Consider the following 24,877-nt stretch of genomic DNA (forward strand, 5'->3'; position numbering starts at 1 on the left):
CAGAACGGAAAGCAAGGCGCGCGGGCGTCGGTAACGCATGGATAGGCGTCCCGGGCGGCGCCGGGGTTAGCAACGTTTCAGCCGTGAATCATGCGGCCTGCCTGCCCGGCAAGCCGCGCCAATACGGAGGTTGCAAGGAATCGGCCGGGTATTGCAAGGCATGCCAGGTGCGCCACGGAAGACGTCGACGTTTCTATCCGGAAACGCTGGCCCGCTGGTACGGCTTCCTCATCCATCAGGCGGCACAGTTCGCGCCGCAGTCGGCGAACCCCGTAATGCCCCAGCCAAGCGCTGTATGTATCGCTCTCATCCAAACCTGCCAAATCATGCTTTTGGTTGAAGCGCCTGCCTTGGTTTGAAAGTCGGCGCGCGCCAGCGCGCCCTGGGCCCTCATCCGTTAGTTGGCTCATCCGAAATGGCCTGTGCGGCTTGCGTTTCCCGCCGGCAACGAAGCGCGGTGAAATCACCGCATACGGTGCCGATGGCTTGCCACCGTTTCACCCCTGCTTCCCGGAAAGCCTTACGGCACAAGGGTTGCGCGTTAGCTGGCGCGCCGCTTGCCTATGTCCTGGCACCGGCACCGCCACAAAGGCGAATGCCGAGATGCCGGAGCAACTGGCCGGCATCAGAACCAAAAAGATACGGGGAACCTTGAGATGCCTGCCGCACGCCATTTCGCGCTGACGCACCGGAACGCTTATAACGCCGCATCCGCCCGCATGGGCGGCAGCGTGCCGTTCCGTTGCATGACACGCGCAGGCCATGCACACCACGTAGCGCGCTGCATGCACGCCTCGGCCGAACGCCGGCTGGAGGCGCGCAGCCCGCAGGGCATGTGCGGCGCTCCGGGCCGCTGGCCCTTCCATGCATGTGCCATCTGCGCTCCGCCGTGCTCCCATAATTCCCGGCACTGATAACCAGCGCCGGCATTGCGTTACCGCAGTTATGTAGTCCTGTAGTGCTTGATCCCAATCCAAGGAGTTAGCCATGCAAAAGTTGACCACTATGTTCAAGCAATTCATCCGTGATGAAGAAGGCGTTACCGCCATCGAGTACGGCCTTATTGCTGCGCTGATTGCCGTTGCAATCATTGTGACGGTTAAAGCCGTCGGCACGGACCTGAACGCTGTGTTCACGAAGGTCAGCACTGAGCTGAAAGCTGCTACCTAAGTAGCGTGCGCCCGCATGGCTACCATTCGCACCTGGCCATGCGGGCAATGCTGCCATCTCTTCCCATTGGATCAACAGGAAGCCCAGATGCCCAAGCTCCGAACCTCTTGGAAGGCCCTTCTTTATCAAGACGGCGGCGTCTCTTCCATCGAATACGCACTGCTCGGCTCCCTGATCGCAATGGCCATCATTGGTACTGTCGTTACGCTGGGCGACGCCGTGCAGTCGCTGTACCAGATGATTGCCGACAGTATGCACCGAAGCGTTTGACAAGGCTTGCTCTGGCCTAGCCAACCTCCAACCCCCGAACATCATGCAAGCTGCTGCCCTCGCCCCGTTTGTCGCACCGGTCACGATTGGTATCGTGCTAAGCGCCGCAGCCATCGACCTGGCACGGCGACGCATCCCCAACTGGCTGACTTTCGGCGCCTGGATCGCCGCGCTGCCAGTGCAGATGGTCATTCACGGTTTCGCGGGAGGCTCGCTGGCATGGCTGTATGGCTGGCTGGTGGGCCTGACCCTGTTTCTGCCCTTCTACCTGCTGCGCGGTATGGCCGCCGGCGACGTCAAGCTGCTGGCAGCCGTGGGCGCCTGGCTTGGCGCGGCCATGGTTGTAAACGTCGCGCTTGCGACCTGCGTGATAGGTGGCGTGTGGGCGCTGGTACAGCTTCTCGTCACCAGGCAGACGCTTGTGACCCTATCGCGAGTGAGCTACATGCTCAGCGTAGCGGTTCAACGTCGTGCGAGGCCGGTGCAGTCTGAAGCCGAAGCATCCGCTGGCTCGATACCCTACGGCGTCGCCATCGCCGTAGGCACGATTGTCATGCTTTTTGCCGGCACCTGAGAACCAACCGGACAGAGCAGCCATAACGACGCGCCTTGAAGAACTAGAGCACACAGATCAGAAACCGGGGATGGCAATGAACGAGTACCAAGACACGGGTCACGCCACGCAGCACCTCGAACCCGTCGCGACAGTCAGAAATACTCAGCCCGACCATGGCGCGGTGCCTCTGGCCCCCTGGCACGTCCTGCCGCGCACCATCGCCGACACCGGGCTGGAAGTGGCACTGTTGCTGAGCCTGCTGATGAAGGCCGCCTACCTGCACCGCACCGTCACACTGGCCGTGCTGACCGACACGCTGAAGCTGCCCGGCACCGTGGTCAACGAAGTCGCCTCGGTCGCCGTCCGTGAGCGCCTGCTGGAAATCGCCCACCGCGGCGCCAGCGACCTCGACGTTCGCTTCCGGCTGACGGACGCCGGATATGCCCGCGCGGCCGAAGCCTCGGCGCGCTGCAGCTACATCGGCGCCGCGCCGGTCACGCTGGACGCTTATGTCCAGGCGGTGAAGCGCCACTCGGTCGGCCAGGCATCGGTGACCAAGGCCGACGTCACCGCAGCCTTCCATGATCTGGTGATCCCGGTCCACCTGCTGGATGCCATCGGTATGTCGCTGAATACCTGCCGAGCCCTGATGATCTACGGGCCCGCCGGCAGCGGCAAGACCTACCTGGCGCAGCGCCTCGGGATGCTGCTGCCGGGCGCGGTGCCGGTGCCGCACGCCATAACCGTGGCCGGCGAGATCATCCAGGTATTCGACCCGCTGGTCCATGTGCCCTGCGATGACAGCGAAGGCTCGCTGGCACGCCGTTCGCTGGACCGCCGCTGGGTCCTCTGCCACCGCCCGGTGGTGCTGTCCGGCGGCGAACTGACGCTGTCCATGATGGACCTGCGCCACGACCCCGTCGCCGGCTTCTACCAGGCGCCGCCGCACATGAAGGCGAACAACGGCATCTACATCATCGACGACCTGGGCCGCCAGTTGGTTGGCGTCACCGACCTGCTGAACCGTTGGATCGTGCCGCTGGACCGCAACATTGACATGTTCACGCTGCAGACGGGCGTGCGCTTCTCGGTGCCATTCGACGTCTGGCCGGTGTTCTCGAGCAACCTTGAACCGTCCGCGCTCGGCGACGATGCCTTCCTGCGCCGGCTCGGCAGCAAGCTCTATGTCGGTGCGCTGTCCGTGGACGACTATCGCGAGGTGTACCAGCGCACTGCCGCCGAATACGGACTGGCCAGCAGTGAAGCCGTGTTCGACTTCCTTATCGACAGCCTGCACTACGCCAGCGATACGCCGCTGTTCGCCTGCATCCCGCGAGACCTGCTGCGCCTGGTGGCCTCCGGCGTGCACTACCACGGCGCCGCGCCGCAAGTCACAGAGGAAGGCCTGGTGGCGGCCTGGCAAGGCTACTACGGGCTGCGCACCTCGCCCGAAGGCATGCCACAGGCCGGCGGCGCCCGCCGCTGGTCAGACAACCACCGCGCCGCGAGCTGAACGGTAGCACCGACACGGAAACCATTGGGAATACTGGGGAGAGTCATCATGAAGAACATGCGCGCAATCCTGATGCTGCTGATTGCCCTGGTCGCCGGCGTGGCGGCAGTGGTGTCGGCGTCGCGATGGCTGGTGCAGCAGTCATCCAGCTCGGTCAGGCAAGTGGTGGTCGCCGCCAACGACCTGAACCTCGGGCAACCGCTCAACGGCAGCCAACTGCAGCTGGTCAGTTGGCCGGCGGGCAGCGTCCCGCCTGGCGCGTTCCAGGACGTGAAGGCTCTGGAGGGCCGTGTGGTCCGCACCAGCCTCCAGCGCGGCGAGCCGGTTCTCGACGGCAAACTGGCGCCGATCGGCACCAAGGGCGGACTGTCCGCGGTCATCAACGACGGCAAGCGCGCGATCACGGTTCGCGTCAATGACGTGGTGGGTGTTGCAGGCTTTGCGCTGCCAGGCAACTACGTCGACGTGATCGTCAACACCAATGAAGAAGCGCGCAACGCGCAGAACAGCAACATCTCCAAAATCGTGCTGGAGAAAATCCTGGTGCTGGCGGTAGCGCAACAGGTCAGCCGTGACGACACCCAGCCCAAGGTGGTGAATGCCGTCACGCTCGAAGTGACGCCCGAGCAAGCCGAGAAGCTCGACGTGGCCCGCAGTGTCGGCACGCTGTCGCTGGTGCTGCGCAACCAGATGGATGTCGCTGACATCAACACCGGCGGCGCCACCAAGGGCACGCTGCTGGGCAAGACGCCCGAAGCGCCGCCCGCCAAGGTCGTGACCCAGACCGCCACGCGCACCGTGGTGAAGACCCGAACGGTGGCAGCGCAGCCCGCACGTGGCAACTGCATCGGTGTGCTGGCAGGCATGCAGGGCGGCGTCGAGTGCTTCTGACCACGCCTCGTACGACGTTCAACGAATCCTGATCTGCATCACAGCTTCTCCGGGGGGAGATTCAAAATGAACCAGAAAAGATCCGACGCCGCAGGCGGCACCCGCATCCTGGTGTTTGCCGCCATCCTCTTCACTCCGCTGGCCGCCGCGGCGCAAGCCGCCATGGAGGCGGGCATCGTGACCAAGGCCACTGCACCAGCCGCGGCCAAGGCACCCGCGGCACCGATGCAGATGACCATCAGCATGACGCCAGGCGCCCCGACCACGGTGGCGCAGGGCTCGGCGCCTGCGCCCGCACCGGCTGCCGACGCGCGCGGCCCCAACTGCGTCGGCGCGATCCGCAGCGAATCCAGCGTGATGGTGCCGGTCGGCAAGTCGCAGCTGATCTCGCTGCAAGAGCCCGTGCGCAACCGCACGCTGGGCAATCCCAATGTCGTGCAGGCGACCATGGTCTCGCCCCAGACGCTCTACGTACTGGGCCGCAGCGTAGGCACCACCAACATGATCGTGCAAGGCCGCAGCGGCGCCTGCACCATCATCAACGTCGTGGTCAATGCCGATGCCGGCGGCCTGCAGACGTCGTTGGGGCAGCTCTTGCCCGGCGAGCCTGGCATCCGCGTGATGACCGCTGCCGATAACCTCGTGCTGACCGGCAGCGTCACCAATGCGCAGTCCGCCCAGCAGGCCATGGACATCGCCCAGGCGTATGCCAACGCGGCCCAAGGCACCGACGGCAAGAACGGGGACAAGAAGGGCGGCGTGCTTAACATGCTGTCCGTCGACAGCCCGCAGCAGGTGATGCTGGAAGTCAAGGTCGCCGAAGTGTCGAAGACGCTGCTGAACCAGCTAGGTTCCGCGGTCAACCTGCAGGGCGGCTTTGGCTCCTGGACGGGTGGTGTCGTGACGTCGCTGCTGACCGGCGCTTCGGGCGCAATATTCGGCAGCAAGGCCAACAACCTGCCGTTCGAATTCGCCGTCGACGCGCAGAAGAACGACAGCCTCGTCAAGATCCTGGCCGAGCCCAACCTGGTCACCATCAGCGGCCAGGAAGCGAGCTTCCTCGCCGGTGGCAAGATCTACATCCCGGTGGCGCAGGCCAACGTGCTGAACGGGGCCGGCACCGTCACGCTGCAGGAAGAAGAATTCGGCGTGGGGCTGAAGTTCACGCCGACCGTGCTGGCGAACGGCCGCATTCACCTGAAGGTCTCGCCGGAAGTGTCCGAACTGTCGCCCACGGGTGCCACCATCCGCGGCGGCACGCTAGCGGGTCAGACTATCCTGCCGGTCATCACCACCCGCCGCGCTTCCACCACTGTTCAGATGCGCGATGGCGAGAGCTTTGCCATCGGCGGACTGCTGACCGACAGCGCGCGCGGCTCGCTCAAGGCACTGCCGGGTGCGGGCGAGGTGCCGGTGCTGGGCACGCTGTTCCGCAGCACGCAGTACCAGCAGGACCTGACCGAACTGGTGTTCGTCATCACGCCGCGCCTGGTCAAGCCGATGCAGACGAACAACTACCCGCTGCCGACCGACAGTTTCTCCACGCCTAACCCGCTGTCGCTGTACTTCATGGGCAATATGGAAGGCCAGGGCAAGCCTGCGCCGCAGCCCGCACCGGTCCCGTCGCAGCCCGCCGCGCCGGCCCCCGCGCCTGTCACGCCGCCGTCGGCGCCACGCGGCGAAGGCACTGCCACATCGCTCTCGATGGTGCCGACCGGCCGTCCACTGGATCCGCCGGCAACTGCGGGGTCGCCAGAAGCGCAGGCAGCTGCGACCTCGATGCCCCGCACCGCAGACGCGCCACAACCGGCGGGTCCAGCTGCCCGCAATATCGCCGCCGCACCAACTGCCGAGGACACCGCCGCGCGCATCGCCCGCATCGAAGCCACCGCCGCGCGTCTGGCCCAGGCACGAGCCGCCGGCACCGCCACGCGCACCGCCGCGGGCGGCAACTGAACCGCTGCGCACACAGGAGAACGATCATGAGCAAGCAACTCAACCTTTCGCGCGGCGCCACCACGCTGGTACTCGGCAGCCTGGCCTGCATCACGCTGTCGGCCTGCATGACCTCCACGCCGGTGTGGGACGGCCAGCGCGGCGTGGCACTCGCCACGGTCACGCAGATGCAGATCATCAATCCCGATGCGCCTGCGGGGCTGCCCACCATCACGGGCACCGACGGCAAGACCGCGGTGGCGGCAATGAGGAACTTCGACCGTTCGCTGGCCAACGGCACGCAAGGCGGCACGCCCTCCATGACGATCGACTTCGGCGCCGGCGGCTACGGCGGCGTGGGCATGTCAGGTGGCGGGTCCCGCTGATCTGCGCAAACCACGGAGAGCCGATATGTCACGCCCTACCACCTACCGAGGCCGTCGGACGACCTGGCGCAAGCGGCAGCGTGGCGCGATCGCCATCATCGTCGGGCTGTCGCTGGCCGTCCTGATTGGCTTCGTCGGGCTGGCGCTCGACCTGGGCAAGCTCTATGTGACCAAGAGCGAGCTGCAGAACGGCGTCGATGCCTGCGCGCTGGCCGCCGCGCGCGATGTCACGGGGGCCACGCCGTTGCTCGTGTCGGAGGCGGCTGGCCTCGCCATCGGCACGAGCAACGCTGCCATGTTCCAGAACGAGGCAGTGAAAATGGTCAAGGATCTCAATGTCTCGTACAGCGACACGCCTGACGGTACCTACTACACCAAGGACAAGGTGCCCTACGCACTGGACAAGGTGAAGTACGTCAAATGCACCGCCGAGCGCACGGATATTGCCCACTGGTTCATCCAGATCCTTAACCTGCTGCCCGGCATCGACATCCAGCCCAGTACCGTTAACGCAATGGCCGTGGCCACCACCACCAGTTCGCAGACAGCCTGCGCAATCCCGGTCTATGTCTGCACGCCGCCAACGGCCAATCCGCCAAAGACCGCGTACAACAAGGGCGACTGGATCGCGTCCAAGGTCGATCCGAAGGATCCGTACGGCCCTGGCAGCTTTGGCTGGGCTGACCTGTCGCCTCCGGGGGGTGGTGCTTCCGAGCTGGCGGGCTTGCTTGCCGGAAGCGGACAGTGCGACCTGCCGGCAGTGGGTTCAAAAGTTGGTGAACCAGGCGAAATCTCGGCGCTGATTGCGGCGTGGAATACCCGCTTCGGCATTTATACCGGCTCTTACAAGGGGCCGGGTGATGGGGCGCCGGACTTTACCGGCTATGCCTACGACGTCACCACATGGAATCCGCCGAACGGCGGCAACGCCTACGCTGATTTCATTCAGAAGCGAAGTGCCAACGCGCCATACCAGACGGACGCAAATAGCGGCTTGACTACCAAGGGCACGGAATCGACACAGGCGGTGCACAAGGCCGGCGCTGACCGCAGGCTGGTACACGTGCCGATGGTGGATTGCACCGAATTCGCCTCTACCAAGCTGGCACAGGTGGTCTCCTGGAACTGCATGCTGATGGTGCAGCCAATGCAGGAGCCCAGCGTAAAGGATGTGGTTTACCTCGAATACCTGGGCAATTCGAAGGACTCCACCAGTCCCTGCGCGACTCAGGGTGTGCCCGGGTCCGATACGGGTTCAGGCCCGCGTGTGCCGGTGCTGGTTCAATAGGAGCAAATCATGGAGCGATGCAGGCAGCGCAGGGGCGACCGGCACGATCGGCACCATCGGCGCGGGGTGGTCGCGGTGGAATTCGCACTGGTCCTGGTACCGTTACTTCTGCTGGTGAGCGGGGTGGCGGAGTACGGCCGCGCCATCTACCAATACAACGCCCTGACCAAGGCCACGCGCGACGCCGCACGCTTCCTGTCGCAGTATGCGCCGAGCGAGCCCAACTATCCGCTGGCGCAGGCAAAGTGCATGGCCGTCTATGGCAAGACCGTCTGCGAAGGCGAGGTGCTGGTGAAAGGCCTCAGCACCTCGATGGTGGTCGTCTGTGACCGTGTCGACGCGAGCGGGTGTGGCGGCAAGCAATTCGCCAATGTCCCCATCTACGAGGGCGGCGACAGCTCAGGCGTTCAGGCCGGCACCATCAACCTGGTCGAAGTGAAGATATCGGGTTACTCATATTCGCCAATCCAGGCCTACATCCCGGTGGGAAACCTGGCGTTCTCCGATATCGCAACAGTGATGAGGCAAGTGCTATGACTCCGCATTGTGTCACCCGCCTGCGTCTGCACCAGGCCGGCGCCACCGCGATCGAGTTTGCCCTGGTTGCCAGCATCTTCTTCATGCTGCTGATAGGCATTGCCGAATTCTCGCGCGTGCTGTTTTACTGGAACACTGCAGGCGAGGCGACCCGGCTGGGCGCACGCATCGCCGCGGTGTGCGACGCCAAAGACGCGACCATCAAGGACAGGATGACCAATCTGATGCCCAAGCTGCAGGCCACCAATATCCAGATCGGGTACGAACCCAGCGGCTGCGACGCGGACGCCGATGTCGCCCGCAACACGTGCCGCTCGGTCACTGTCAGTGTCTCCAACGTCTCGGTCGAGACTTTCATTCCGGTCGTGCCGATCACGCTGGCGATGCCTTCATTCTCGACCACGCTGCCACGGGAAAGCCTGAATTCCTCAACCGGCGGCAAGATCTGCAATTAGCACGCATAACCAGGAGCACACCATGCTCAGAATTCTGATCGTTTCCGAGGATGCTGAAAGGTTGGGCGAGCTTTCGCGTATGGCGGACGCCTGTGGAACCTTCCAGATCATGCGGCTGCAGGATACTCCCGCGGCGCTGCGCACGCATGGCAGCCACCTGCGCAGCGCGGATGCGCTCATCCTCGACCAGGACTTCCGCGGCAGCACGCAGACGCTCGGCATCGAAGCCTTGCGCCAGCAGCATCCCGACCTGCCCTGCATCCTGGTGACAACGGCGCAACAGCCGGATGTCCTGATCCGGGCACTGCGTGCCGGGGTGCGCGATATCCTGCCGTGGCCGCTCGACAAGGGCCAGCTGAGCGAAGCGCTCGGGCGGCTGGAGGCAATCCACGTGCCCAGGGAGCGTAACGAAGCGCGCGTGATCTCCCTGGTTTCATGCAAGGGCGGCGCCGGCACCAGCTTCATCGCCGGCAATCTGGCCTACGCGCTGAGCGCCGGCGAGCGCAAGCGGGTACTCCTGATCGACCTGAACACCCAGTTCAGCGACACCGCATTCCTGGTCAGCGACAAGACTCCGCCAGCGACCTTGACGGACGTGTGCTCGCAACTGGAGCGCATGGACGATACCTTTCTCGATGCCTGCATGACCCGCGTCGACGAGGGCTTCGATATCCTGGCCGGCGCGATCGACCCGATCAAGGCCAACGAGGTCCGCAAGGACAGGATCGACCATGTCCTGTCCGTGGTCAGCCCGCGCTACGATTTCATCCTGATCGACGTCGGACAGCCGGTCACCCCACTGTCGCTTGCGGCCTTCGACCGCAGCCACAGCATCTGCGTGACTGTGCAGCCCAGCATCCCCTATGTCCGCACCGGCAAGCGCCTGCTGGATATCCTGCGCGCGCTGCACTACCCCGATGACAAGATCCGCATCCTGCTGAACCGTCAGGGCCGCCGCGACGAAGTGCCACGTGCCAAGCTGGAGGAAGTCTTCGGCATGAAGGTTTTCCACGTGTTGCCCGATGATCCTGCCGTGGTGGATGAATCGATCGGTCACGGCGTTCCCGTCCTCAAGGAACAGAAGCGCAGCGCCATCTCCAAGTCGCTGCTGTCTCTCGGCGCCACGCTGTCCGCGGGCACTGGTACCGAACGGCAGGCGCAGCCGGCCAGGCCGTCTCTGGCAAGGCTCTTCCTGCGCCCGAAGTCGAGCGCCGCCTGAACCGCAACACGAACCGGAGTCCATCATGTCGATCCGCGAACAGCTTTCCCTGCCAGAGAACCCACCGCTGCAAATGAACGGCCATGCTGCGCCCACCCGCGGCCATGGCACCACGCAGGCCTACCGGAATTTCAAGAAAATCGTTCACGACGCGGTGCTGGACCGGGTCGAACTCGAGCGGCTCGCGCGCTACCCACTGGAGCAGGTGAAGACGGAGATCGGCGTGCTGATCGACGCCATCATCGATGAAGAGCGCATCCTGATCAATGACACGGAACGCCGCCAGATGACGTCGGACATCTATGACGAGATGTTCGGCTTCGGCCCGCTCGAGCCGCTGCTGCAGGATCCGACTGTGTCCGACATCCTGGTCAACACGGCCAAGCAGACCTATGTCGAGCGGCGCGGCAAGCTGGAACTCACCGACATCGGCTTCTACGACGACGCCCACCTGATGAAGGTCATCGAGAAGATCGTGTCGCGCGTGGGGCGCCGCATCGACGAGACCAGCCCGATGGTCGATGCGCGCCTGCCCGATGGTTCGCGCGTCAACGCCATCATCCCGCCATCGGCGATCGACGGACCGCTGCTGTCGATCCGGCGCTTCGCAGTTAATCCTCTGCAGGTTTCCGACCTCGTGAACCTGAGGAGCCTGACCCCGCCGATGGCCCAGATGCTGCAGGCGCTGGCGCATGCCAAGGTCAACGTGCTGGTCTCTGGCGGCACCGGCAGCGGCAAGACCACGCTGCTGAACATCCTGTCCGGCTTCATCCCCGAGGACGAGCGCGTAGTCACCATCGAGGACGCGGCCGAACTGCAGTTGCGCCAGCCTCATGTGCTGCGCCTCGAAACCCGCCCACCGAACATCGAAGGCAAGGGCGAGATAACCCAGCGCTCGCTGGTGCGCAATGCACTGCGCATGCGCCCGGACCGCATCATCCTGGGCGAAGTACGCGGCGGCGAGGCGCTGGACATGCTCAACGCGATGAACACTGGCCATGAGGGCTCGCTGACCACCATCCATGCCAATACCCCGCGCGACGCGCTGACGCGCCTTGAGAACATGGTCAGCATGGCAGGCCTGACCATGCCGGCCAAGGCGATTCGCCAGCAGATCTCTTCAGCCATCACGGTGATCGTCCAGGCCGCACGCATGACCGACGGCCGACGCAAGATCATCAGCATCGCGGAGATCACCGGCATGGAAGGCGAAATCATCAACATGCAGGAGATCTTCACCTTCCAGCGCTCCGGCGTAGACAAGGACGGCACCGTGCGCGGCCATTTCCGCGCCACCGGGGTGTACCCCAAGTTTGCCGAGCGGCTGCGCGTGTTCGGCGTGGGCTTGCCCGACGAAACCTACGATCCGGCGCATCGCTATGAAGTGTGATCCGCGCCACGGACGCGGCACATTCTCTCGGGGGAGACACATATGAGCACGATCTTCTATGCCTTCGGCATCCTGCTGTTCGTGGCGGTGGTGCTCTGCATCGAAGGCATCTATCTCTGGTGGAGCAATTATCACGGTCCCGCCGCCAAGCGTATCGAGGCGCGGCTGCGTGCATTATCCGCAGGCGGGCATGTCAGTGCCGAACGCCTGTCGATCCTTAAGAAGCGCCTGCTCAGCGATTCACCGCGGATGCAGCAATGGCTGATGCGGATGCCGCGTATCGGCACGCTGGACCGCTGGCTGGAGCAATCCGGCAGTTCCTGGTCGGTATCGCAGCTGCTGGGCTACTGCGCGCTTGTGATGCTCTGCACGGTGGCACTGATCCCGCTGGTGCCGATGCCGGCACCGGTGGTGCTGGCCATTGCCGCGGTGGCCGGGTTGCTGCCCGTGCTGCACGTGATGCACCTCCGGGTCAAGCGGATCAAGCAAATGGAAAAGCAACTCCCGGACGCGGTCGACATGATCAGCCGCTCCCTGCGCGCCGGCCACTCGTTCAGCGGTGCGCTGGGCATAGTCGGCCAGGAAATCAAGGCGCCGATCGGCCCTGAGTTCCGCACCACGTTCGAGGAGATCAACTACGGCGTGGCGCTGGACGAAGCCATGACCAACCTAGCGATCCGGGTGCCGGTGGCCGACCTGCGCTACTTTGTCATCGCCGTGCTGATCCAGCGCGAAAGCGGCGGCAATCTTGCCGAGATTCTCGACACCATCGCCAACATGGTGCGCGAACGCCTGAAGCTGTTCGACAAGATTCGCGTGCTTTCGGCTGAAGGGCGCCTGTCCGCATGGATCCTGGGCCTGCTCCCGTTCGCGACCGCCGGCATGATCATGGTGGTCAACCCGGACTTCATGAAGGTGCTGTGGGAAGACCCGCTCGGCTTGCGCATGATCGGCGGCGCGCTGGTGTCGATGGTGTTCGGCGTGCTGTGGATGCGCAAGATCATCCACATCCACGTGTGAGACAACAACAAGCCGCGGCAGCGCAGCGGTCTTGAGGGGAGTCAATCATGCAGGGCATCATCGAGGGTATTCCCGCCGAGCAGTTGGTCGTGCTCGCGCTGGTCTTCGTGGCGGCATTCGGCACAGTACTTGCCGTGATGTACGCGTTCTCACCAAACCGCATGCACGGGCGCGTCGAGCAACTCACCGGCCAGGCAGGCACGCCCTCCGCTCCCGGCGCGCAGCAGGCCTGGATCGAGAGACTGGTGCGCTGGGCACAACCGGTGTCGCGGCTGTCCTTGCCCAAGGAAGGATGGGAAAATTCACAGTTGCGCGTGCGCTTCACCAACGCTGGCTGGCGCAGCGCTAGTGCAGCACCGCTGTACTTTGGCGCCAAGACCGTGCTGGCGGTGGTGCTGCCAATGACCGGGCTGCTGGCGCTGAATGGCAATCGGGCGGTCGACGACCAGTACACGATGTTCGCCCTGCTCGCGCTGCTGGGTGCGGTCGGCTACTACCTGCCCAACATCGTGCTGGCACGCAAGGTTGCCGAACGCCAGCGCACGGTATTCGAGGAATTCCCCGACGTCATCGACCTGCTGACCGTGTGCGTGGAAGCTGGACTCGGCCTGGACGCCGCGCTGATGCGGGTCGCCGACGAACTCGCGCTGCGCTGCCCGGTGATGGCCGACGAACTGCAGCTGATGCTGCTCGAGCTGCGCTCCGGGTTCTCCAAGGAGAAGGCGCTCTCCAACCTCTCGCTGCGCACCGGCGTGGAGGATGTGGACAAGTTTGCCTCGATGCTGATCCAGGCCGACCGCTTCGGCACCAGCCTCGGCGAGTCGCTGCGCGTACTGTCAGACATGCTGCGCACCAAACGCCGCATGCTGGCCGAGGAACAAGCAGCCAAGATCGCCCTCAAGCTGCTGTTCCCGCTGATTTTCACCATCTTCCCCTCGTTGCTGCTGGTCCTGCTGGGACCGGCATTCATCCAGATCTATCGCGTCCTGTTGCCGACCATGACGGGACAGGGAGGATAAGACTCTCGGGTAACCCTGAACGGTTCCCCCGGCTGTCTCCCGGTGCAACGCCGGCCAGACAGTCCCTTGCCCGGACCTGGTTCCGGGCTTTTTTGCTTTGGTGGCGGGTGTGCGGGCCGGGGACTTGACCGCGGCGCCAGGGTTCTGAAGAATGCCACCACTGCCTGCCGCCGCCGCGGCGGATGCAGCCAGACCCAATCGCCCCGGAGTCCCCATGAAACTGCGCATCCTGAGCGACCTGCATATCGAGCACAACATGCCGCAGCAAGTGCCCGGCTGCGATGCCGACATCGTGGTGTTGGCCGGCGACATCGCCAACGGCCGCGACGGCATCGACTGGGCCGCGCGCACGTTCGCGCAACCCGTGATCTATGTGCCCGGCAACCACGAGTATTACGAGAGCAATTTCGATGCGGTCGACTGGCAGATGGCCGAAGCCGCGGCGGAGCATCCCGGCATGCACTTGCTCAACAGCGCCGTTGCTGAATTCGATGGCACCAGTGGCCGCGTAAGGATCCTGGGCACGACCTGGTGGACGGATTACACGCTGTTCGGCGTTGACCGGCGCGAAGATTCGATGCAGGCCTGCGCGGGCGTGATGCTGGATCACCGCCTGATCGAACTCGACGGCACCGACGGCAAGGCCCGCCGTTTCACGCCGGAAGACGCGCTAACGCGCCACGAGGCCGCTTCGGCCTGGCTGGCTGCGCAGCTGGCGCTGCCGTTCGAGGGCAAGACCGTGGTCGTCACCCATCACGGCCCTGACCTGGGCAGTCTTGACCCGCGTTACTCGCATGACCTGGTATCCGGCGGGTTCCTGTCACGCCGGCCCGACCTGGTGGCGCAGGCGGACCTGTGGATCCATGGCCATACCCATACCAGTTTCGACTACTGCATCGACGATTCGCGCGTGGTGTGCAATCCGCGGGGTTATGTCAGCCGGCGCACGGGCGAGCTGGAAAACCAGTGCTTCGACTGGTGCTGCGTGGTAGAGGTCTGACGGGGGAGCCGGTCTCCTTCGCACTTCCGCCTTTAGCCGTGCTGACGGGATCGCCGTATCCGGCAATCACGGCGCAAACGGAACCTAGCGCCAGCGGCTTACCTGAACCCGGAACGAGTCGAGGGGGTACTGGCAAGCAGCATAGCGGCGGACGCGGCCACTACCTTGACACATGCCGGGTGGTTGGGCTGACCGAAGCGGCTACACCTTGTGCAAGGGTCGACAGCCGCGCCCGGCACAAGAGAAAAGCCAGCATTGTCAAGACTACTAGTGGGCCCATCTGAACCGACAGGATGCTGGCGCCAACTTCGCAAACCAGTGGTGAAAACCAAGCAACCACAAGCAGTTCCCGCTCGCCGCGAAGCCACCCCCGTCGCAGGCCATGAACGCCCATCCACGCAATAGGCAGGGCCAGCCAGGTGAGGTCATAGTCGAACATATGCGGGCTGACCAGCAGACTTGCCAAGATCAGCACCGACGCTCGCAAGCACAATGGCTGGGGCTTGCGCCACACAAGCACCACAGCCAACATGGCCAGAACGGCCACCGCAAAGTGAATACCATTGGCAAGCGATGCCCCTGCTCCCAGCAGGCGAGCGGCGCCAAATACGGTCGGCATCTTTACCAGGGGCAACGCACCCTCCGTGGCTAGCTGCCGGGCTATGCCAATGCTATGCACGAAGCCGGACGCCGTATCGACGCCGAGCACCAGCAGGCTGGCGATGAAAAGGCAGAGCGCGGTGGCGGCAGCTGCAAACATCGCCTTCCATGCGCGCGTGCAAAGCAGCGCTACAGGAAACAAGATGGCCAGGTGAGGCTTGATCGCCAGCAAACCGATACAGATGCCGGCCACAACTGGGCGCCGCTCCAGCAACATTAGCCCGCAGCCTGCCAGTGTTGCCGTCAGAAATGCGTTTTGCCCGTTGAAAGCAGTCAGAATCGTCGGGGGAAATGCAATGATCAGCAGACCAATTCGATGGGGCCTGGCAATACGCGCGAGCATCACGACATAGCCGACCAGCGTGCTCAGGGTGAAAACGGCATAGGAAAGCAGGTACGGGAGTACCGCTAGCGGCAGGACCGCCAGGAGGAAAGTCGGAGGATAAAACCAGTGGAACCATGCCCGCACCCGTACCAGCCCGGGATCAACACTCTGCAGAACAGGAAACAGTTGGTTGATATCATAGGCATCGGCAGCACGCCCCTCCAGCGCTAGGTGCGAAGCGCCCCAGAATACACGGAAGTCATTGGCAAAGGCCATGCTGGGCTCGTAGCCGGGCGCATCGCGATACAGATACAGCAAAATGCAGACCCCGACAAGCTGTGCTAGTAGCATCGCCGCCGGGTAGATATGCAGACGCTTAGAAGTCAACCAGTGTCCCGCCTTCATTTCAGCCCCCTATTTTGGCTTGCACGCTGAGGAGTGCTGCAGCTTCATCTCTGCGTTTCAGTGCACGCAAGCTATTGGCTCCGTCAAATACGGATCCTATACTTGAATGCGCATTAAAAAAATAGCGCCGCGGGCCTGCACCTTCTGTGAGTTGCCACGCCTTGCGTACCGCCTCGAATGGCGCACCAGCATTCCGGCAATCTCTAATGCCCGCTCACGGCAATCCGGAATACGAGGTCAAAAGGGGAACATCGCATGGGTCGTCCCGAACATTGGCTGAACCGCCAGCGGCTGGTCGCGTATTCGCGCATCGTACTGGCTCTCATCCTGCTAGCCATCGTGGTGCTGTGTTTCCGGGCGAAGGGTCTTGTGGATCCGAACGGGAAGCCGCTCGGCTATGACTTCATCACGTTCTGGGCAGCCTCGCGCATGGCACTGGACGGCGATCCCCAGCACGCCTACAACGTGGCGCGACTGTTCCAGGCCGAACAGGCGGCGGTACCCGGGGTTCGGGCCATGTACGCCTGGTTCTATCCGCCGTCGTTCTACCTGTTGATCCTCCCCCTTGCCCTGCTGCCATACCTGGTGGCCTATTTCGCGTTCCTGCTGACAACGCTCGCTGCCTACGTAGCCGTATTCCGGCGCATTGCGCAGGGCCGTGAAGCCTTATGGGGCCTGGCCGGTTTTTGCGGAGCATGGGTCAATATCCTCCATGGACAGAATGCCTTTCTGACTTCCGCGCTGGCAGCCGCAGCCCTGCTCTGCCTGGAGCGTCGGCCAGTGCTTTCCGGTATTTTCATCGGATTGCTTGCCATCAAGCCGCATCTGGCGGTGCTGTTCCCGGTGGCACTCTTGGCGACCGGTTCCTGGACCACCTTCTTTGTTGCAGGCGCGGTTGCCTTGCTCCTGATGGCGGCCGGGACTGCCGTCCTTGGTACCGCCACCCTGTCGGCATTTCTTGGCAGCCTGCCCGTCGCGCAAGCTGCGCTGGAAGCCGGCGCGCTACCGTGGATCAAGATGCCGACTGTCTTTGCCATGCTGAGGTTGTCGAACGTTCCAGTGCCTGCCGCCTGGGTTGCGCAGGCCGTCGCCGCAAGCGCCGCCGCCATTGCCGTCTGGATTGTGTGGCGCAATACCCGCATACTGGCGCTACGAGCTTCTATTCTGATGACAGCCACGTTCCTTGTCAGCCCGTACGCCTACGACTACGACCTTGCCGGCCTCGCCTTCCCTATTGCCTGGATTGTGGTCGACGGCATCCGCCGCGGCTGGCTCCGCGGCGAGCGCGAAGTCTTGCTGGCCGCGTGGCTCTTACCACTGCTGATGGCGCCACTGGTGGCCGCAACGTCGATTCAAGCAGGCCCGATCGTCCTGGTTGGCATGCTTTCTCTAATACTGCGGCGGTTGATGCTCTCACGTAAAACCACGGCTGGTGCCGAGGCCGACTGTACTTCGGGCAAGCCCGCACCAGCATTACCTATCAGGTAGGCTGGCACGAAGCGGCGTGCCAGGGTCCGATTGCACTGCGCCCGCACACCATGCTTCCCGAAAGAAGGCCCAGCAAATCAGGCAGACTGCGCCAAAATAGATGCCGCCACCGAGCGCTAGCACCAAGCCTGAGCTGCGGATGCTCGATAACGGGACATCAATTGGCACGAGGAGCAGACAGGCTGCCAGCGAAAGTGTTTTGCCCCATGGACGCTCGATCAAAGCGGGCAGAAGTAAGAGCGTGTAATGAAACCAAGCAAGTGGTGATGCAAGAATTGCCACTACCAAGCCTAGCTTGCTTGCCATGAACACATCAAGCCGCCGCCTCGCCACCCAGATCGCGAGGAAAGCAAGCAGCGCTGCGGCAACACCAGTTCCAAGTTCTTCGCACGCAAGCCTAGCGAAATACCCCCGAACTGACACGTCAGTAGTGATAATCTCGGCATGCCGGTCTCCAGCGATGGCGACAAGCCGATTGAGCTGGTGTGACGCTGCCCAGCCGGACGACCAGTAAGAGCCAAACACACGCAGCCGATCTTCAGACTGAGTATCGAACGACAGCGATGTACTGACGGCGAATAGCACCACGAAAACTATGCCGGCTCTGATCAAGAGTTGACGAGTCAACAATGGCCGGCCTGTCATAGCAAACTGCCATGAATCGGGAATGAGGTTCCGCGCTCATGCGAAGACGTCGCCATAGTCACAACCCATATTTGAAATGGCAAGCTTGCATATCAGAACGCCAGCCGCCTGAACACTACATCCGGCAGCCACCGGATCACGATCATGATGGCCCGCCAGAATCCAGGCACATAGGCTTCGGCGACGCCCGCATCGATTGCACGCACGATCGCCTTGCCAACATACTCAGGCTGGACCCACAGCGGGCCCTTGCGAAATCTGTTGGTCATCGGCGTATCAACCAGTCCCGGCTTGATCGTCACCACCGCCACTCCGCACTTGGCCATCCGTTGCCGCAGTCCCGACATAAAAGCCGTCACCAGCGCCTTGGCGCTGCCGTACACGTAATTGCTCTGGCGGCCTCGCTCGCCGGCCACTGAAGAGATGACAGCAATGGTTCCTTCACGTCGGTGCTCCATGCGGTTGGCAATGTGCGTCAGCAAAGCGACGACGGACAGTGCATTGGTCTGGATCTCCGCCAGCGCCAGCGATACCGATTGCTCACAGGTACGCTGGTCAGACAAGGTGCCGTGACAGATCAGCACCGTGTCCACGCTACCCATTGCAGCCTCGGCCTCGTCCAGCATGGATTCATGCGCGGAAGCGTCGTTGGCATCCATGACCCTCGAGGCAACGCTGGCACTACCGCGTACGCGTAAGTCTTCGGCGATGGCCTGCAGTCGGCCCACATTGCGCCCGACAAGGAAGAGTTGGTCGCCGCGTTCCGCGAAACGGCGCGCAGCCGCCTCGGCGATGGCTGAGGTTGCTCCGATGACCAAGATTCTTTTCATGTGTCCTCCATGACCCGCCTCCAGAAGCTGGATGAGAAGCCGGGATCGATATACGGGCTGAAGCGTTGCCATTGCGGGAACCCGGCACGAAACACCGCGCCGGGCATGCGCCCATCCTTGGCTGGATAGAGACGTCCCCGGACACTCATCACTACTGAGTCAAGGCAGGCGAAAAGGCGATGCAGGGAGCCACCCCGATTTGGGAAGTCCAGCGCAAGCGTGGTACCGGGTTGAGGAAATGACAACATCCCTGGTGAAGCCCTCTCGCCGAACTGCTTCAGCACCGCCAGAAAGGAAGCCATGCCACTGTCTGCAATCAGCCTAAGCAGTTCGGCGATGGCGTCGCGCCCTCCGCCATTATCTGGCACCACGCACTGGTATTGATAGAACCCTCTGGGCCCATATATGCGATTCCAGTGCAGCACATGATCTAGCGGATAGAAATACGACTCGCAATGCCCGGTTGTAATGACGGGCACCTTTCCAGCGCGATGGAAGTACAGGCTGTTGAACGCCCGCACTGACAATGTGTTCACCAGCGAGAGCGGCGGTGTGAAACCTACCACCGCCGGGCCTCGCTCATGCCAAGCGCCATCGTGGTGAAATCCGGCCGGTGCGTGATCGGCTCGGGTAAAAATGCCCCGCCCTATCCGACGGCCCGGCCCTGAACAATCCAGCCACGCCACTGTGTATTCGTGGCCTGAGCCGGCGTCGCTCAGCCTGAAGAAGTCGTCGAGATGCTCGAAGCGTTCGGCTTCCGAGACGATCCATGGATTCTCGATGCGGCGCAACTGGATCTCGGCCCAGAGGATCAGACCGGTCAAACCTAGCCCGCCGATGGTCGCGGAGAACCAGTCGGGATTCTCGTCCTCCGAGCAAAGCCTCTTGTCGCCGTCCGAACGGCGAAGCATGAAGCGGCGCACGTGGCAACCGAACGTGCCTTGATTGTGGTGGTTCTTCCCATGTACGTCATTGGCAATCGCCCCGCCGACGGTCACGAAGCGCGTTCCCGGCGTTACGGGCAGAAACCAGCCACGCGGAACCATCAATCGGGAGATATCGGCGAGAAGCACGCCGCTTTCACAGCGGAGGATGCCACTGCCGGGGTCGAAGGCAATGAAGCGATCAAGCCGGCGGGTGGAAAGCAACGCGCCGTTCGTATTTAGGCAACTGTCTCCATAGCTACGGCCGTTTCCGAATGGCAGGTAGGAATCAGCGAAGTCTGGCAACGGCGGCAGATTCTCCATGCGCCATTGCAGCGGCAGCAACGCGCAGTCAGATCGGACCGCCCTGCCCCAGGAATACATCGGCTGCCGTACCATGTCACGTAGCGAAGTACACGGTTAATGCCCCGCACAAGCCGACCGCGAGACTCGTTTTGTCCTTCAGCGCGAACACGACCGGATCGTCATGCATCATGCCGCGGTGGGCCAATATCCACATACGGCTAATCCAGTACAGCAGCAACATGCAAAGTACCCAAATGATCTGCGGACGTCGATACAGCATCTCAACGGCGGGACTGTTGATGTAGAGCGCAAGCACCGCGACACTGAGGTAGCCTGCGGCCGTCCCGAGGTTCTCGACAATTGCGAGGTCGTCCAGCTTATAACCCCGCCCCGCTGCCTCAAGCCGGCCTTCGCGCTGCATGACCTTCAATTCGGAGTATCGCTTCACGAGCGCCAGGCTGAAAAAGAGCGCCAGCGAGAGCATCAGCAGCCAGAATGACAGTGGTACACCTACCGCCATGGCGCCAGCGACGATCCGAATCGTGTAGAGCGTGGCCAGGACTGCGACGTCGGCCACCACCAGCCGCTTGAGCACGGTGGAATAAGCTAGCGTCAGTGCATAGTACGCGCACAACACGCTCTTGAATGCCCATGGCAGTGGCCAAGCGGCAGCCGACGCGCCAACAAGCAGCAAGGGGGCCAGGCAAATCCCTGCAAGCAACGACAACTGCCCTGAGGCGAAGGGCCGGCGGGACTTGCCGGGATGCTGGCGGTCCGCTTCAACGTCCAGCATGTCATTGAGCACATAGACCGACGACGCACACAGGCTGAATGCCACGAATGCCAGCAGGGCCGCACCCAGCGCTCCCGGCTCACCAAGCCTGTGTGCCGCCGCCAACGGCACCAGCAGCAGGATATTCTTTACCCATTGATGTGGGCGCAGCGTTTTCACGATGGCATGCATCGCATGCCCCTCGGGGGCGAACGTCTTATAAACATGCGTGACGGCACGGGCCCGGGCTTCCAGGCCCTTGCTTGCATTTACAACCACACCACCCCGGCTGACTGACCACACAGCCAGATCCACGCGGTGGTTGCCGCAATAGTCAAACGCCCTGTCCCCGAATTTCTGCGTCAATGAATGGGCTTTCTGGTGTCCCCTGAGATTGTGGCTATCGCTGCTGGCCAAAATCCCATCGAATAAATTGAGATGGTCCGCGACGGCCTGTGCCAGGCGATGATTGGCGGCCGTACAAAGCCAGAGCGGACGCCCGCACCGCTTCTGCTCCCTGAGCCAGGCGACCAGTTCGCGGTGGAACGGCAACGCAGCATGATTCAGCCGCGCTCGGCGAGCGATCTGGGCCTTGAGGTACGCCTTGCCCCGACATAGCCAACAGGGCATCAGAAGGAGATAGAGCGGGTTTTGCCTGAGCAGCGCAATGCACGACTCAAGCAGCAGATCCCCGGGAATCAACGTCCCGTCCAAGTCCACGCAAAGCGGAATCCTCGGCTTGCCCATACCTTCTCCCCGGCAGACTCTGAAGGCAGGGCAAACTGGCAAAGCCACAAGTACGCGGTGTTGTTTCCCCATGAAGGCGCTTCCGGGATACGGCCCGGGGTCTTCGCTACTTCGGAGAAATCCTGCGCCTGGCCTAACCGCCAACCGGGATGCCCACCCTCAATCGCCCGTCAAACAATCAGTTTTGATTTTTTTGGGGCGCCGGCCATACCTTGCCTGTTCTTACTCGGGCAATGAAGTACTTGCTTAGGGCCGGTACCTGAACTGGATTCTAGGCTGCGAGGCAGAGCGGACAATCCGCCAAACGCACTAATGCAGTGACCTCATTGACTGGCTGGATGGTGCGAGTTCAGACTCCGTTATCCACTCTATGGGTGATGTAACAGGCTATGCAGCTGGCAATTACCTATGCACTTCTTGCGCTCATCGCTACCGCGGCAAATATAGGTGTCCAGGACATTCTCGTCCGCAGCTATACAGGGCCGTTCCAGATATTACTTTCGGTGATAGCAGGGACTGGGGTGGGACTGCTCCTGAAATACGTCCTCGACAAGCGCTTCATCTTTCGGTTTCGCGCTCGCGACGTAGGCCACGACGGGCGGACCTTTATCGTGTATACCGGGACCGGACTGGCAACTACCCTTGTGTTCTGGGCATTTGAATTCGGCTTCGACTATATGTTTGACACCCGGGAGATGCGCTACCTCGGCGCGGTCATCGGCCTCGCCATTGGCTACGCGGTGAAATTCAGGCTGGACAGGCAGTACACATTCCACCCGGACTGAGCCGAGCCACCGGCTACGGCCGTTCGCAAGCCGGGGGCGTCGGATGCCGCGGCAAGAAACAAAAACCCCCGCGGGCTTTCACCCGCGGGGGTTTTCGTTCAGACAGCCTGCCGGCCATGACAGCCAGCAGTCAGTCGGCACAAATTACATCATGCCTTCCATGCCGCCCATGCCGCCCATGCCGCCCGGCATTGCCGGAGCCGACTCTTCCTTCGGCGTTTCGGCCACGGCGCAGTCGGTGGTCAGCATCAGCGAAGCCACCGAAGCGGCGTTCTGCAGCGCGGTGCGGGTGACCTTGGTCGGGTCCAGCACGCCCATTTCGACCAGGTCGCCGTACTCGCCCGAAGCCGCGTTGTAGCCGTAGTTGCCCTTGCCTTCGATGACCTTGGCAACGACGACCGAAGCTTCTTCACCAGCGTTCAGCACGATCTGGCGCAGTGGCTCTTCCATGGCGCGCAGCACGATCTTGATACCGGCGTTCTGGTCGGCGTTGTCGCCGGTCAGTGCCGAGATCGCAGCGCGGGCGCGCAGCAGGGCCACACCGCCGCCGGGGACGATGCCTTCTTCCACCGCAGCGCGGGTGGCGTGCAGGGCGTCTTCCACGCGGGCCTTCTTTTCCTTCATTTCGACTTCGGTGGCAGCGCCAACCTTGATCACGGCAACACCGCCGGCCAGCTTGGCCACGCGCTCTTGCAGCTTTTCACGGTCGTAGTCCGAGGTCGCTTCTTCGATCTGGGCGCGGATTTGCTTCACGCGGCCTTCGATCGCAGCGGCGTCGCCGGCGCCATCGATGATGATGGTGTTTTCCTTGCCGATCTCGATGCGCTTGGCTTGGCCCAGGTCGTTCAGGGTAGCCTTTTCCAGCGTCAGGCCGATTTCTTCGGCGATGACGGTGCCGCCGGTCAGGATGGCGATGTCTTCCAGCATGGCCTTGCGGCGGTCGCCGAAGCCCGGGGCCTTGACGGCGGCGGTCTTCAGGATGCCACGGATGTTGTTGACCACCAGGGTCGCCAGGGCTTCGCCCTCGACGTCTTCAGCGATGATCAGCAGCGGGCGGCCAGCCTTGGCCACTTGCTCCAGCACCGGCAGCAGGTCGCGGATGTTCGAAACCTTCTTGTCGAACAGCAGCACGAACGGGCTGTCCAGCTGGACAACTTGCTTTTCCGGGTTGTTGATGAAGTACGGCGACAGGTAGCCGCGGTCGAACTGCATGCCTTCCACGACTTCCAGTTCGTCGGCCAGCGACTTGCCGTCTTCGACGGTGATCACGCCTTCCTTGCCGACCTTGTCCATGGCTTCGGCGATGCGCTCACCGATCGAGGTGTCGCTGTTGGCCGAGATGGCGCCAACCTGGGCGATTTCCTTGCTGGTGGTGGTGGGCTTGCTGACCTTCTTCAGCTCTTCCACGGCGGCGGCAACAGCCTTGTCGATGCCGCGCTTCAGGTCCATCGGGTTCATGCCGGCGGCAACGAACTTCATGCCTTCGCGCACGATCGACTGGGCCAGCACGGTAGCGGTGGTGGTACCGTCACCGGCGTTGTCGCTGGTCTTGGAAGCCACTTCCTTGACCATCTGGGCGCCCATGTTCTGCAGCTTGTCCTTCAGCTCGATTTCCTTGGCCACGGACACGCCGTCCTTGGTCACGGTCGGGCCGCCGAAGCTGCGCTCCAGCACCACATTGCGGCCCTTCGGGCCCAGGGTCACTTTAACGGCGTTGGCGAGGATGTTCACGCCTTCGACCATCTTGGCACGTGCGGCGTCGCCGAACACTACGTCTTTAGCTGCCATTCTTGAAATCTCCTGAAATCTGTACGGGTGGCGGTCAGTTGGTGATTACTTGTTCACCACGGCCATGATGTCTTCTTCGCGCATGACCAGCAGTTCCTGGCCTTCCACCTTCACGCCCTGGCCGGCATACTTGCCGAACAGCACGCGGTCGCCAACCTTGACGTCGAGGGCGATGTTGTTGCCCTTGTCATCCTTCTTGCCGGGACCGACTGCCAGCACTTCGCCTTGATCGGGCTTCTCGGCAGCGTTGTCGGGAATCACGATACCGGACGCGGTCTTGGTTTCGTTGTCCAGACGCTTCACGATCACGCGGTCGTGCAGAGGACGCAGGTTCATACGGACTCCTAGATACAAAAGTGAGTGTTTAATCACAATCGGCCGGCTACCGAGGCGACGGCCGTCTGATATTTTCAGGTGTCGCAAGGGGCACAGAATGCTGTTAGCACTCACCCCCGACGAGTGCTAATTATAGGGACGGGGTATGGCCATTTCAAGACAGCGGCCAAATGGGGGTTTTCCCGGACGGAGGGAATTTGAGGTGGGAGCGGCGGGAA

General features: G+C 62.7%; 24 protein-coding genes. 17 read left to right on the forward strand and 7 right to left on the reverse strand.

The window, feature by feature from the left end; genetic code table 11:
* Positions 1 to 987: 987 nt before the first annotated feature.
* From IPF36_RS28660 to IPF36_RS28730, 15 genes are all read left to right on the forward strand, one after another.
* Complete coding sequence (locus tag IPF36_RS28660; RefSeq protein WP_195431667.1) at positions 988 to 1,170, forward strand: Flp family type IVb pilin; 183 nt, start codon at positions 988 to 990, stop codon at positions 1,168 to 1,170.
* An 87-nt stretch (positions 1,171 to 1,257) separates the two neighbouring features.
* Positions 1,258 to 1,440 carry a Flp family type IVb pilin gene (locus tag IPF36_RS28665; protein WP_195431669.1) on the forward strand — a complete coding sequence of 61 codons (183 nt, stop codon included), beginning with the start codon at positions 1,258 to 1,260 and terminating at the stop codon, positions 1,438 to 1,440.
* A gap of 43 nt (positions 1,441 to 1,483) precedes the next feature.
* Entirely contained in the window at positions 1,484 to 2,014 is a 531-nt protein-coding gene (locus IPF36_RS28670) for a prepilin peptidase (RefSeq protein WP_195431671.1), read from the forward strand.
* A gap of 76 nt (positions 2,015 to 2,090) precedes the next feature.
* Entirely contained in the window at positions 2,091 to 3,509 is a 1,419-nt protein-coding gene (locus IPF36_RS28675) for an ATP-binding protein (RefSeq protein WP_195431673.1), read from the forward strand.
* A 48-nt stretch (positions 3,510 to 3,557) separates the two neighbouring features.
* The gene (gene cpaB / locus IPF36_RS28680; protein ID WP_195431674.1) at positions 3,558 to 4,400 is read left to right on the forward strand and encodes a Flp pilus assembly protein CpaB; all 843 of its coding nucleotides are present in this window, start codon (positions 3,558 to 3,560) and stop codon (positions 4,398 to 4,400) included.
* 66 nt (positions 4,401 to 4,466) lie between these two features.
* Complete coding sequence (locus IPF36_RS28685) at positions 4,467 to 6,356, forward strand: type II and III secretion system protein family protein (RefSeq protein ID WP_195431676.1); 1,890 nt, start codon at positions 4,467 to 4,469, stop codon at positions 6,354 to 6,356.
* A 26-nt stretch (positions 6,357 to 6,382) separates the two neighbouring features.
* Positions 6,383 to 6,721 (forward strand): hypothetical protein, encoded by a 339-nt coding sequence (locus tag IPF36_RS28690; RefSeq protein WP_195431677.1) that lies wholly within the window; start codon positions 6,383 to 6,385, stop codon positions 6,719 to 6,721.
* Positions 6,722 to 6,746: 25 nt separating this feature from the next.
* A complete protein-coding gene (locus tag IPF36_RS28695) occupies positions 6,747 to 8,009 on the forward strand; it encodes a pilus assembly protein TadG-related protein (protein ID WP_195431678.1) in 1,263 nt (420 codons plus the stop codon).
* A 9-nt stretch (positions 8,010 to 8,018) separates the two neighbouring features.
* Positions 8,019 to 8,546: a TadE/TadG family type IV pilus assembly protein gene (locus IPF36_RS28700; RefSeq protein WP_195431679.1), complete on the forward strand. Its 528-nt coding sequence runs from the start codon at positions 8,019 to 8,021 to the stop codon at positions 8,544 to 8,546.
* Entirely contained in the window at positions 8,543 to 9,001 is a 459-nt protein-coding gene (locus IPF36_RS28705; RefSeq protein ID WP_195431680.1) for a TadE/TadG family type IV pilus assembly protein, read from the forward strand. The genes IPF36_RS28700 and IPF36_RS28705 overlap by 4 nt, the downstream gene beginning before the upstream one ends.
* Positions 9,002 to 9,023: 22 nt before the next feature.
* Entirely contained in the window at positions 9,024 to 10,220 is a 1,197-nt protein-coding gene (locus IPF36_RS28710; RefSeq protein WP_195431681.1) for an AAA family ATPase, read from the forward strand.
* A gap of 73 nt (positions 10,221 to 10,293) precedes the next feature.
* Positions 10,294 to 11,610 (forward strand): CpaF family protein, encoded by a 1,317-nt coding sequence (locus IPF36_RS28715; RefSeq protein WP_255519937.1) that lies wholly within the window; start codon positions 10,294 to 10,296, stop codon positions 11,608 to 11,610.
* A 42-nt stretch (positions 11,611 to 11,652) separates the two neighbouring features.
* Positions 11,653 to 12,630, forward strand: a complete 978-nt coding sequence (locus IPF36_RS28720) for a type II secretion system F family protein (protein ID WP_195431683.1) — start codon at positions 11,653 to 11,655, stop codon at positions 12,628 to 12,630.
* Between the two features lie 47 nt (positions 12,631 to 12,677).
* Positions 12,678 to 13,649: a type II secretion system F family protein gene (locus IPF36_RS28725; protein ID WP_195431685.1), complete on the forward strand. Its 972-nt coding sequence runs from the start codon at positions 12,678 to 12,680 to the stop codon at positions 13,647 to 13,649.
* A gap of 214 nt (positions 13,650 to 13,863) precedes the next feature.
* Positions 13,864 to 14,649: a metallophosphoesterase gene (locus IPF36_RS28730; protein WP_195431686.1), complete on the forward strand. Its 786-nt coding sequence runs from the start codon at positions 13,864 to 13,866 to the stop codon at positions 14,647 to 14,649.
* 160 nt (positions 14,650 to 14,809) lie between these two features.
* On the opposite strand, the gene IPF36_RS28735 is transcribed toward IPF36_RS28730, so the two are convergent.
* Positions 14,810 to 16,039 (reverse strand): glycosyltransferase family 87 protein, encoded by a 1,230-nt coding sequence (locus IPF36_RS28735; RefSeq protein ID WP_195431688.1) that lies wholly within the window; start codon positions 16,037 to 16,039, stop codon positions 14,810 to 14,812.
* Positions 16,040 to 16,294: 255 nt separating this feature from the next.
* Here IPF36_RS28735 and IPF36_RS28740 point away from each other — a divergent pair, with 255 nt between their 5' ends.
* A complete protein-coding gene (locus IPF36_RS28740) occupies positions 16,295 to 17,527 on the forward strand; it encodes a glycosyltransferase family 87 protein (protein WP_195431690.1) in 1,233 nt (410 codons plus the stop codon).
* Here the strand turns inward: IPF36_RS28740 and IPF36_RS28745 are convergent.
* The 4 genes from IPF36_RS28745 to IPF36_RS28760 form a co-directional block, all read right to left on the reverse strand.
* Positions 17,513 to 18,115 carry a hypothetical protein gene (locus IPF36_RS28745; protein WP_195431692.1) on the reverse strand — a complete coding sequence of 201 codons (603 nt, stop codon included), beginning with the start codon at positions 18,113 to 18,115 and terminating at the stop codon, positions 17,513 to 17,515. The two genes, IPF36_RS28740 and IPF36_RS28745, sit on opposite strands and share 15 nt — an antisense overlap.
* Positions 18,116 to 18,264: 149 nt before the next feature.
* Positions 18,265 to 19,002, reverse strand: a complete 738-nt coding sequence (locus tag IPF36_RS28750) for an SDR family oxidoreductase (protein WP_195431700.1) — start codon at positions 19,000 to 19,002, stop codon at positions 18,265 to 18,267.
* Positions 18,999 to 20,249 carry an FAD-binding oxidoreductase gene (locus IPF36_RS28755; protein WP_255519932.1) on the reverse strand — a complete coding sequence of 417 codons (1,251 nt, stop codon included), beginning with the start codon at positions 20,247 to 20,249 and terminating at the stop codon, positions 18,999 to 19,001. Before IPF36_RS28755 ends, IPF36_RS28750 begins: the two co-directional genes overlap by 4 nt.
* A 76-nt stretch (positions 20,250 to 20,325) precedes the next feature.
* Positions 20,326 to 21,750, reverse strand: coding sequence for a UbiA family prenyltransferase (locus IPF36_RS28760; protein ID WP_195431703.1), 1,425 nt, complete (start codon positions 21,748 to 21,750; stop codon positions 20,326 to 20,328).
* Between the two features lie 389 nt (positions 21,751 to 22,139).
* On the opposite strand from IPF36_RS28760, the gene IPF36_RS28765 reads away from it, so the two are divergent.
* Entirely contained in the window at positions 22,140 to 22,535 is a 396-nt protein-coding gene (locus tag IPF36_RS28765; protein ID WP_195431704.1) for a GtrA family protein, read from the forward strand.
* Between the two features lie 144 nt (positions 22,536 to 22,679).
* On the opposite strand, the gene groL is transcribed toward IPF36_RS28765, so the two are convergent.
* A complete protein-coding gene (gene groL, locus IPF36_RS28770) occupies positions 22,680 to 24,323 on the reverse strand; it encodes a chaperonin GroEL (protein ID WP_135704684.1) in 1,644 nt (547 codons plus the stop codon).
* Positions 24,324 to 24,368: 45 nt separating this feature from the next.
* Positions 24,369 to 24,659 (reverse strand): co-chaperone GroES, encoded by a 291-nt coding sequence (groES, locus tag IPF36_RS28775; RefSeq protein ID WP_063237002.1) that lies wholly within the window; start codon positions 24,657 to 24,659, stop codon positions 24,369 to 24,371.
* Positions 24,660 to 24,877 lie beyond the last annotated feature (218 nt).

This window comes from Cupriavidus sp. IK-TO18, from assembly GCF_015549295.1.
Lineage (GTDB): Bacteria > Pseudomonadota > Gammaproteobacteria > Burkholderiales > Burkholderiaceae > Cupriavidus > Cupriavidus oxalaticus_A.

Excerpts from the sequence above, each read along its gene's own strand:
- IPF36_RS28660 (WP_195431667.1), top strand. The coding sequence starts at position 988 with ATGCAAAAGTTGACCACTATGTTCAAGCAATTCATCCGTGATGAAGAA.
- IPF36_RS28720 (WP_195431683.1), top strand. The coding sequence starts at position 11,653 with ATGAGCACGATCTTCTATGCCTTCGGCATCCTGCTGTTCGTGGCGGTG.
- IPF36_RS28665 (WP_195431669.1), top strand. The coding sequence starts at position 1,258 with ATGCCCAAGCTCCGAACCTCTTGGAAGGCCCTTCTTTATCAAGACGGC.
- groL (WP_135704684.1), bottom strand. The coding sequence starts at position 24,323 with ATGGCAGCTAAAGACGTAGTGTTCGGCGACGCCGCACGTGCCAAGATG.
- IPF36_RS28730 (WP_195431686.1), top strand. The coding sequence starts at position 13,864 with ATGAAACTGCGCATCCTGAGCGACCTGCATATCGAGCACAACATGCCG.
- IPF36_RS28670 (WP_195431671.1), top strand. The coding sequence starts at position 1,484 with ATGCAAGCTGCTGCCCTCGCCCCGTTTGTCGCACCGGTCACGATTGGT.
- groES (WP_063237002.1), bottom strand. The coding sequence starts at position 24,659 with ATGAACCTGCGTCCTCTGCACGACCGCGTGATCGTGAAGCGTCTGGAC.
- IPF36_RS28735 (WP_195431688.1), bottom strand. The coding sequence starts at position 16,039 with ATGAAGGCGGGACACTGGTTGACTTCTAAGCGTCTGCATATCTACCCG.
- IPF36_RS28725 (WP_195431685.1), top strand. The coding sequence starts at position 12,678 with ATGCAGGGCATCATCGAGGGTATTCCCGCCGAGCAGTTGGTCGTGCTC.
- IPF36_RS28705 (WP_195431680.1), top strand. The coding sequence starts at position 8,543 with ATGACTCCGCATTGTGTCACCCGCCTGCGTCTGCACCAGGCCGGCGCC.
- IPF36_RS28760 (WP_195431703.1), bottom strand. The coding sequence starts at position 21,750 with ATGGGCAAGCCGAGGATTCCGCTTTGCGTGGACTTGGACGGGACGTTG.
- IPF36_RS28675 (WP_195431673.1), top strand. The coding sequence starts at position 2,091 with ATGAACGAGTACCAAGACACGGGTCACGCCACGCAGCACCTCGAACCC.
- IPF36_RS28710 (WP_195431681.1), top strand. The coding sequence starts at position 9,024 with ATGCTCAGAATTCTGATCGTTTCCGAGGATGCTGAAAGGTTGGGCGAG.
- IPF36_RS28740 (WP_195431690.1), top strand. The coding sequence starts at position 16,295 with ATGGGTCGTCCCGAACATTGGCTGAACCGCCAGCGGCTGGTCGCGTAT.
- IPF36_RS28695 (WP_195431678.1), top strand. The coding sequence starts at position 6,747 with ATGTCACGCCCTACCACCTACCGAGGCCGTCGGACGACCTGGCGCAAG.
- IPF36_RS28765 (WP_195431704.1), top strand. The coding sequence starts at position 22,140 with ATGCAGCTGGCAATTACCTATGCACTTCTTGCGCTCATCGCTACCGCG.
- IPF36_RS28690 (WP_195431677.1), top strand. The coding sequence starts at position 6,383 with ATGAGCAAGCAACTCAACCTTTCGCGCGGCGCCACCACGCTGGTACTC.
- IPF36_RS28715 (WP_255519937.1), top strand. The coding sequence starts at position 10,294 with ATGAACGGCCATGCTGCGCCCACCCGCGGCCATGGCACCACGCAGGCC.
- IPF36_RS28755 (WP_255519932.1), bottom strand. The coding sequence starts at position 20,249 with ATGGAGAATCTGCCGCCGTTGCCAGACTTCGCTGATTCCTACCTGCCA.
- IPF36_RS28685 (WP_195431676.1), top strand. The coding sequence starts at position 4,467 with ATGAACCAGAAAAGATCCGACGCCGCAGGCGGCACCCGCATCCTGGTG.
- cpaB (WP_195431674.1), top strand. The coding sequence starts at position 3,558 with ATGAAGAACATGCGCGCAATCCTGATGCTGCTGATTGCCCTGGTCGCC.
- IPF36_RS28700 (WP_195431679.1), top strand. The coding sequence starts at position 8,019 with ATGGAGCGATGCAGGCAGCGCAGGGGCGACCGGCACGATCGGCACCAT.
- IPF36_RS28750 (WP_195431700.1), bottom strand. The coding sequence starts at position 19,002 with ATGAAAAGAATCTTGGTCATCGGAGCAACCTCAGCCATCGCCGAGGCG.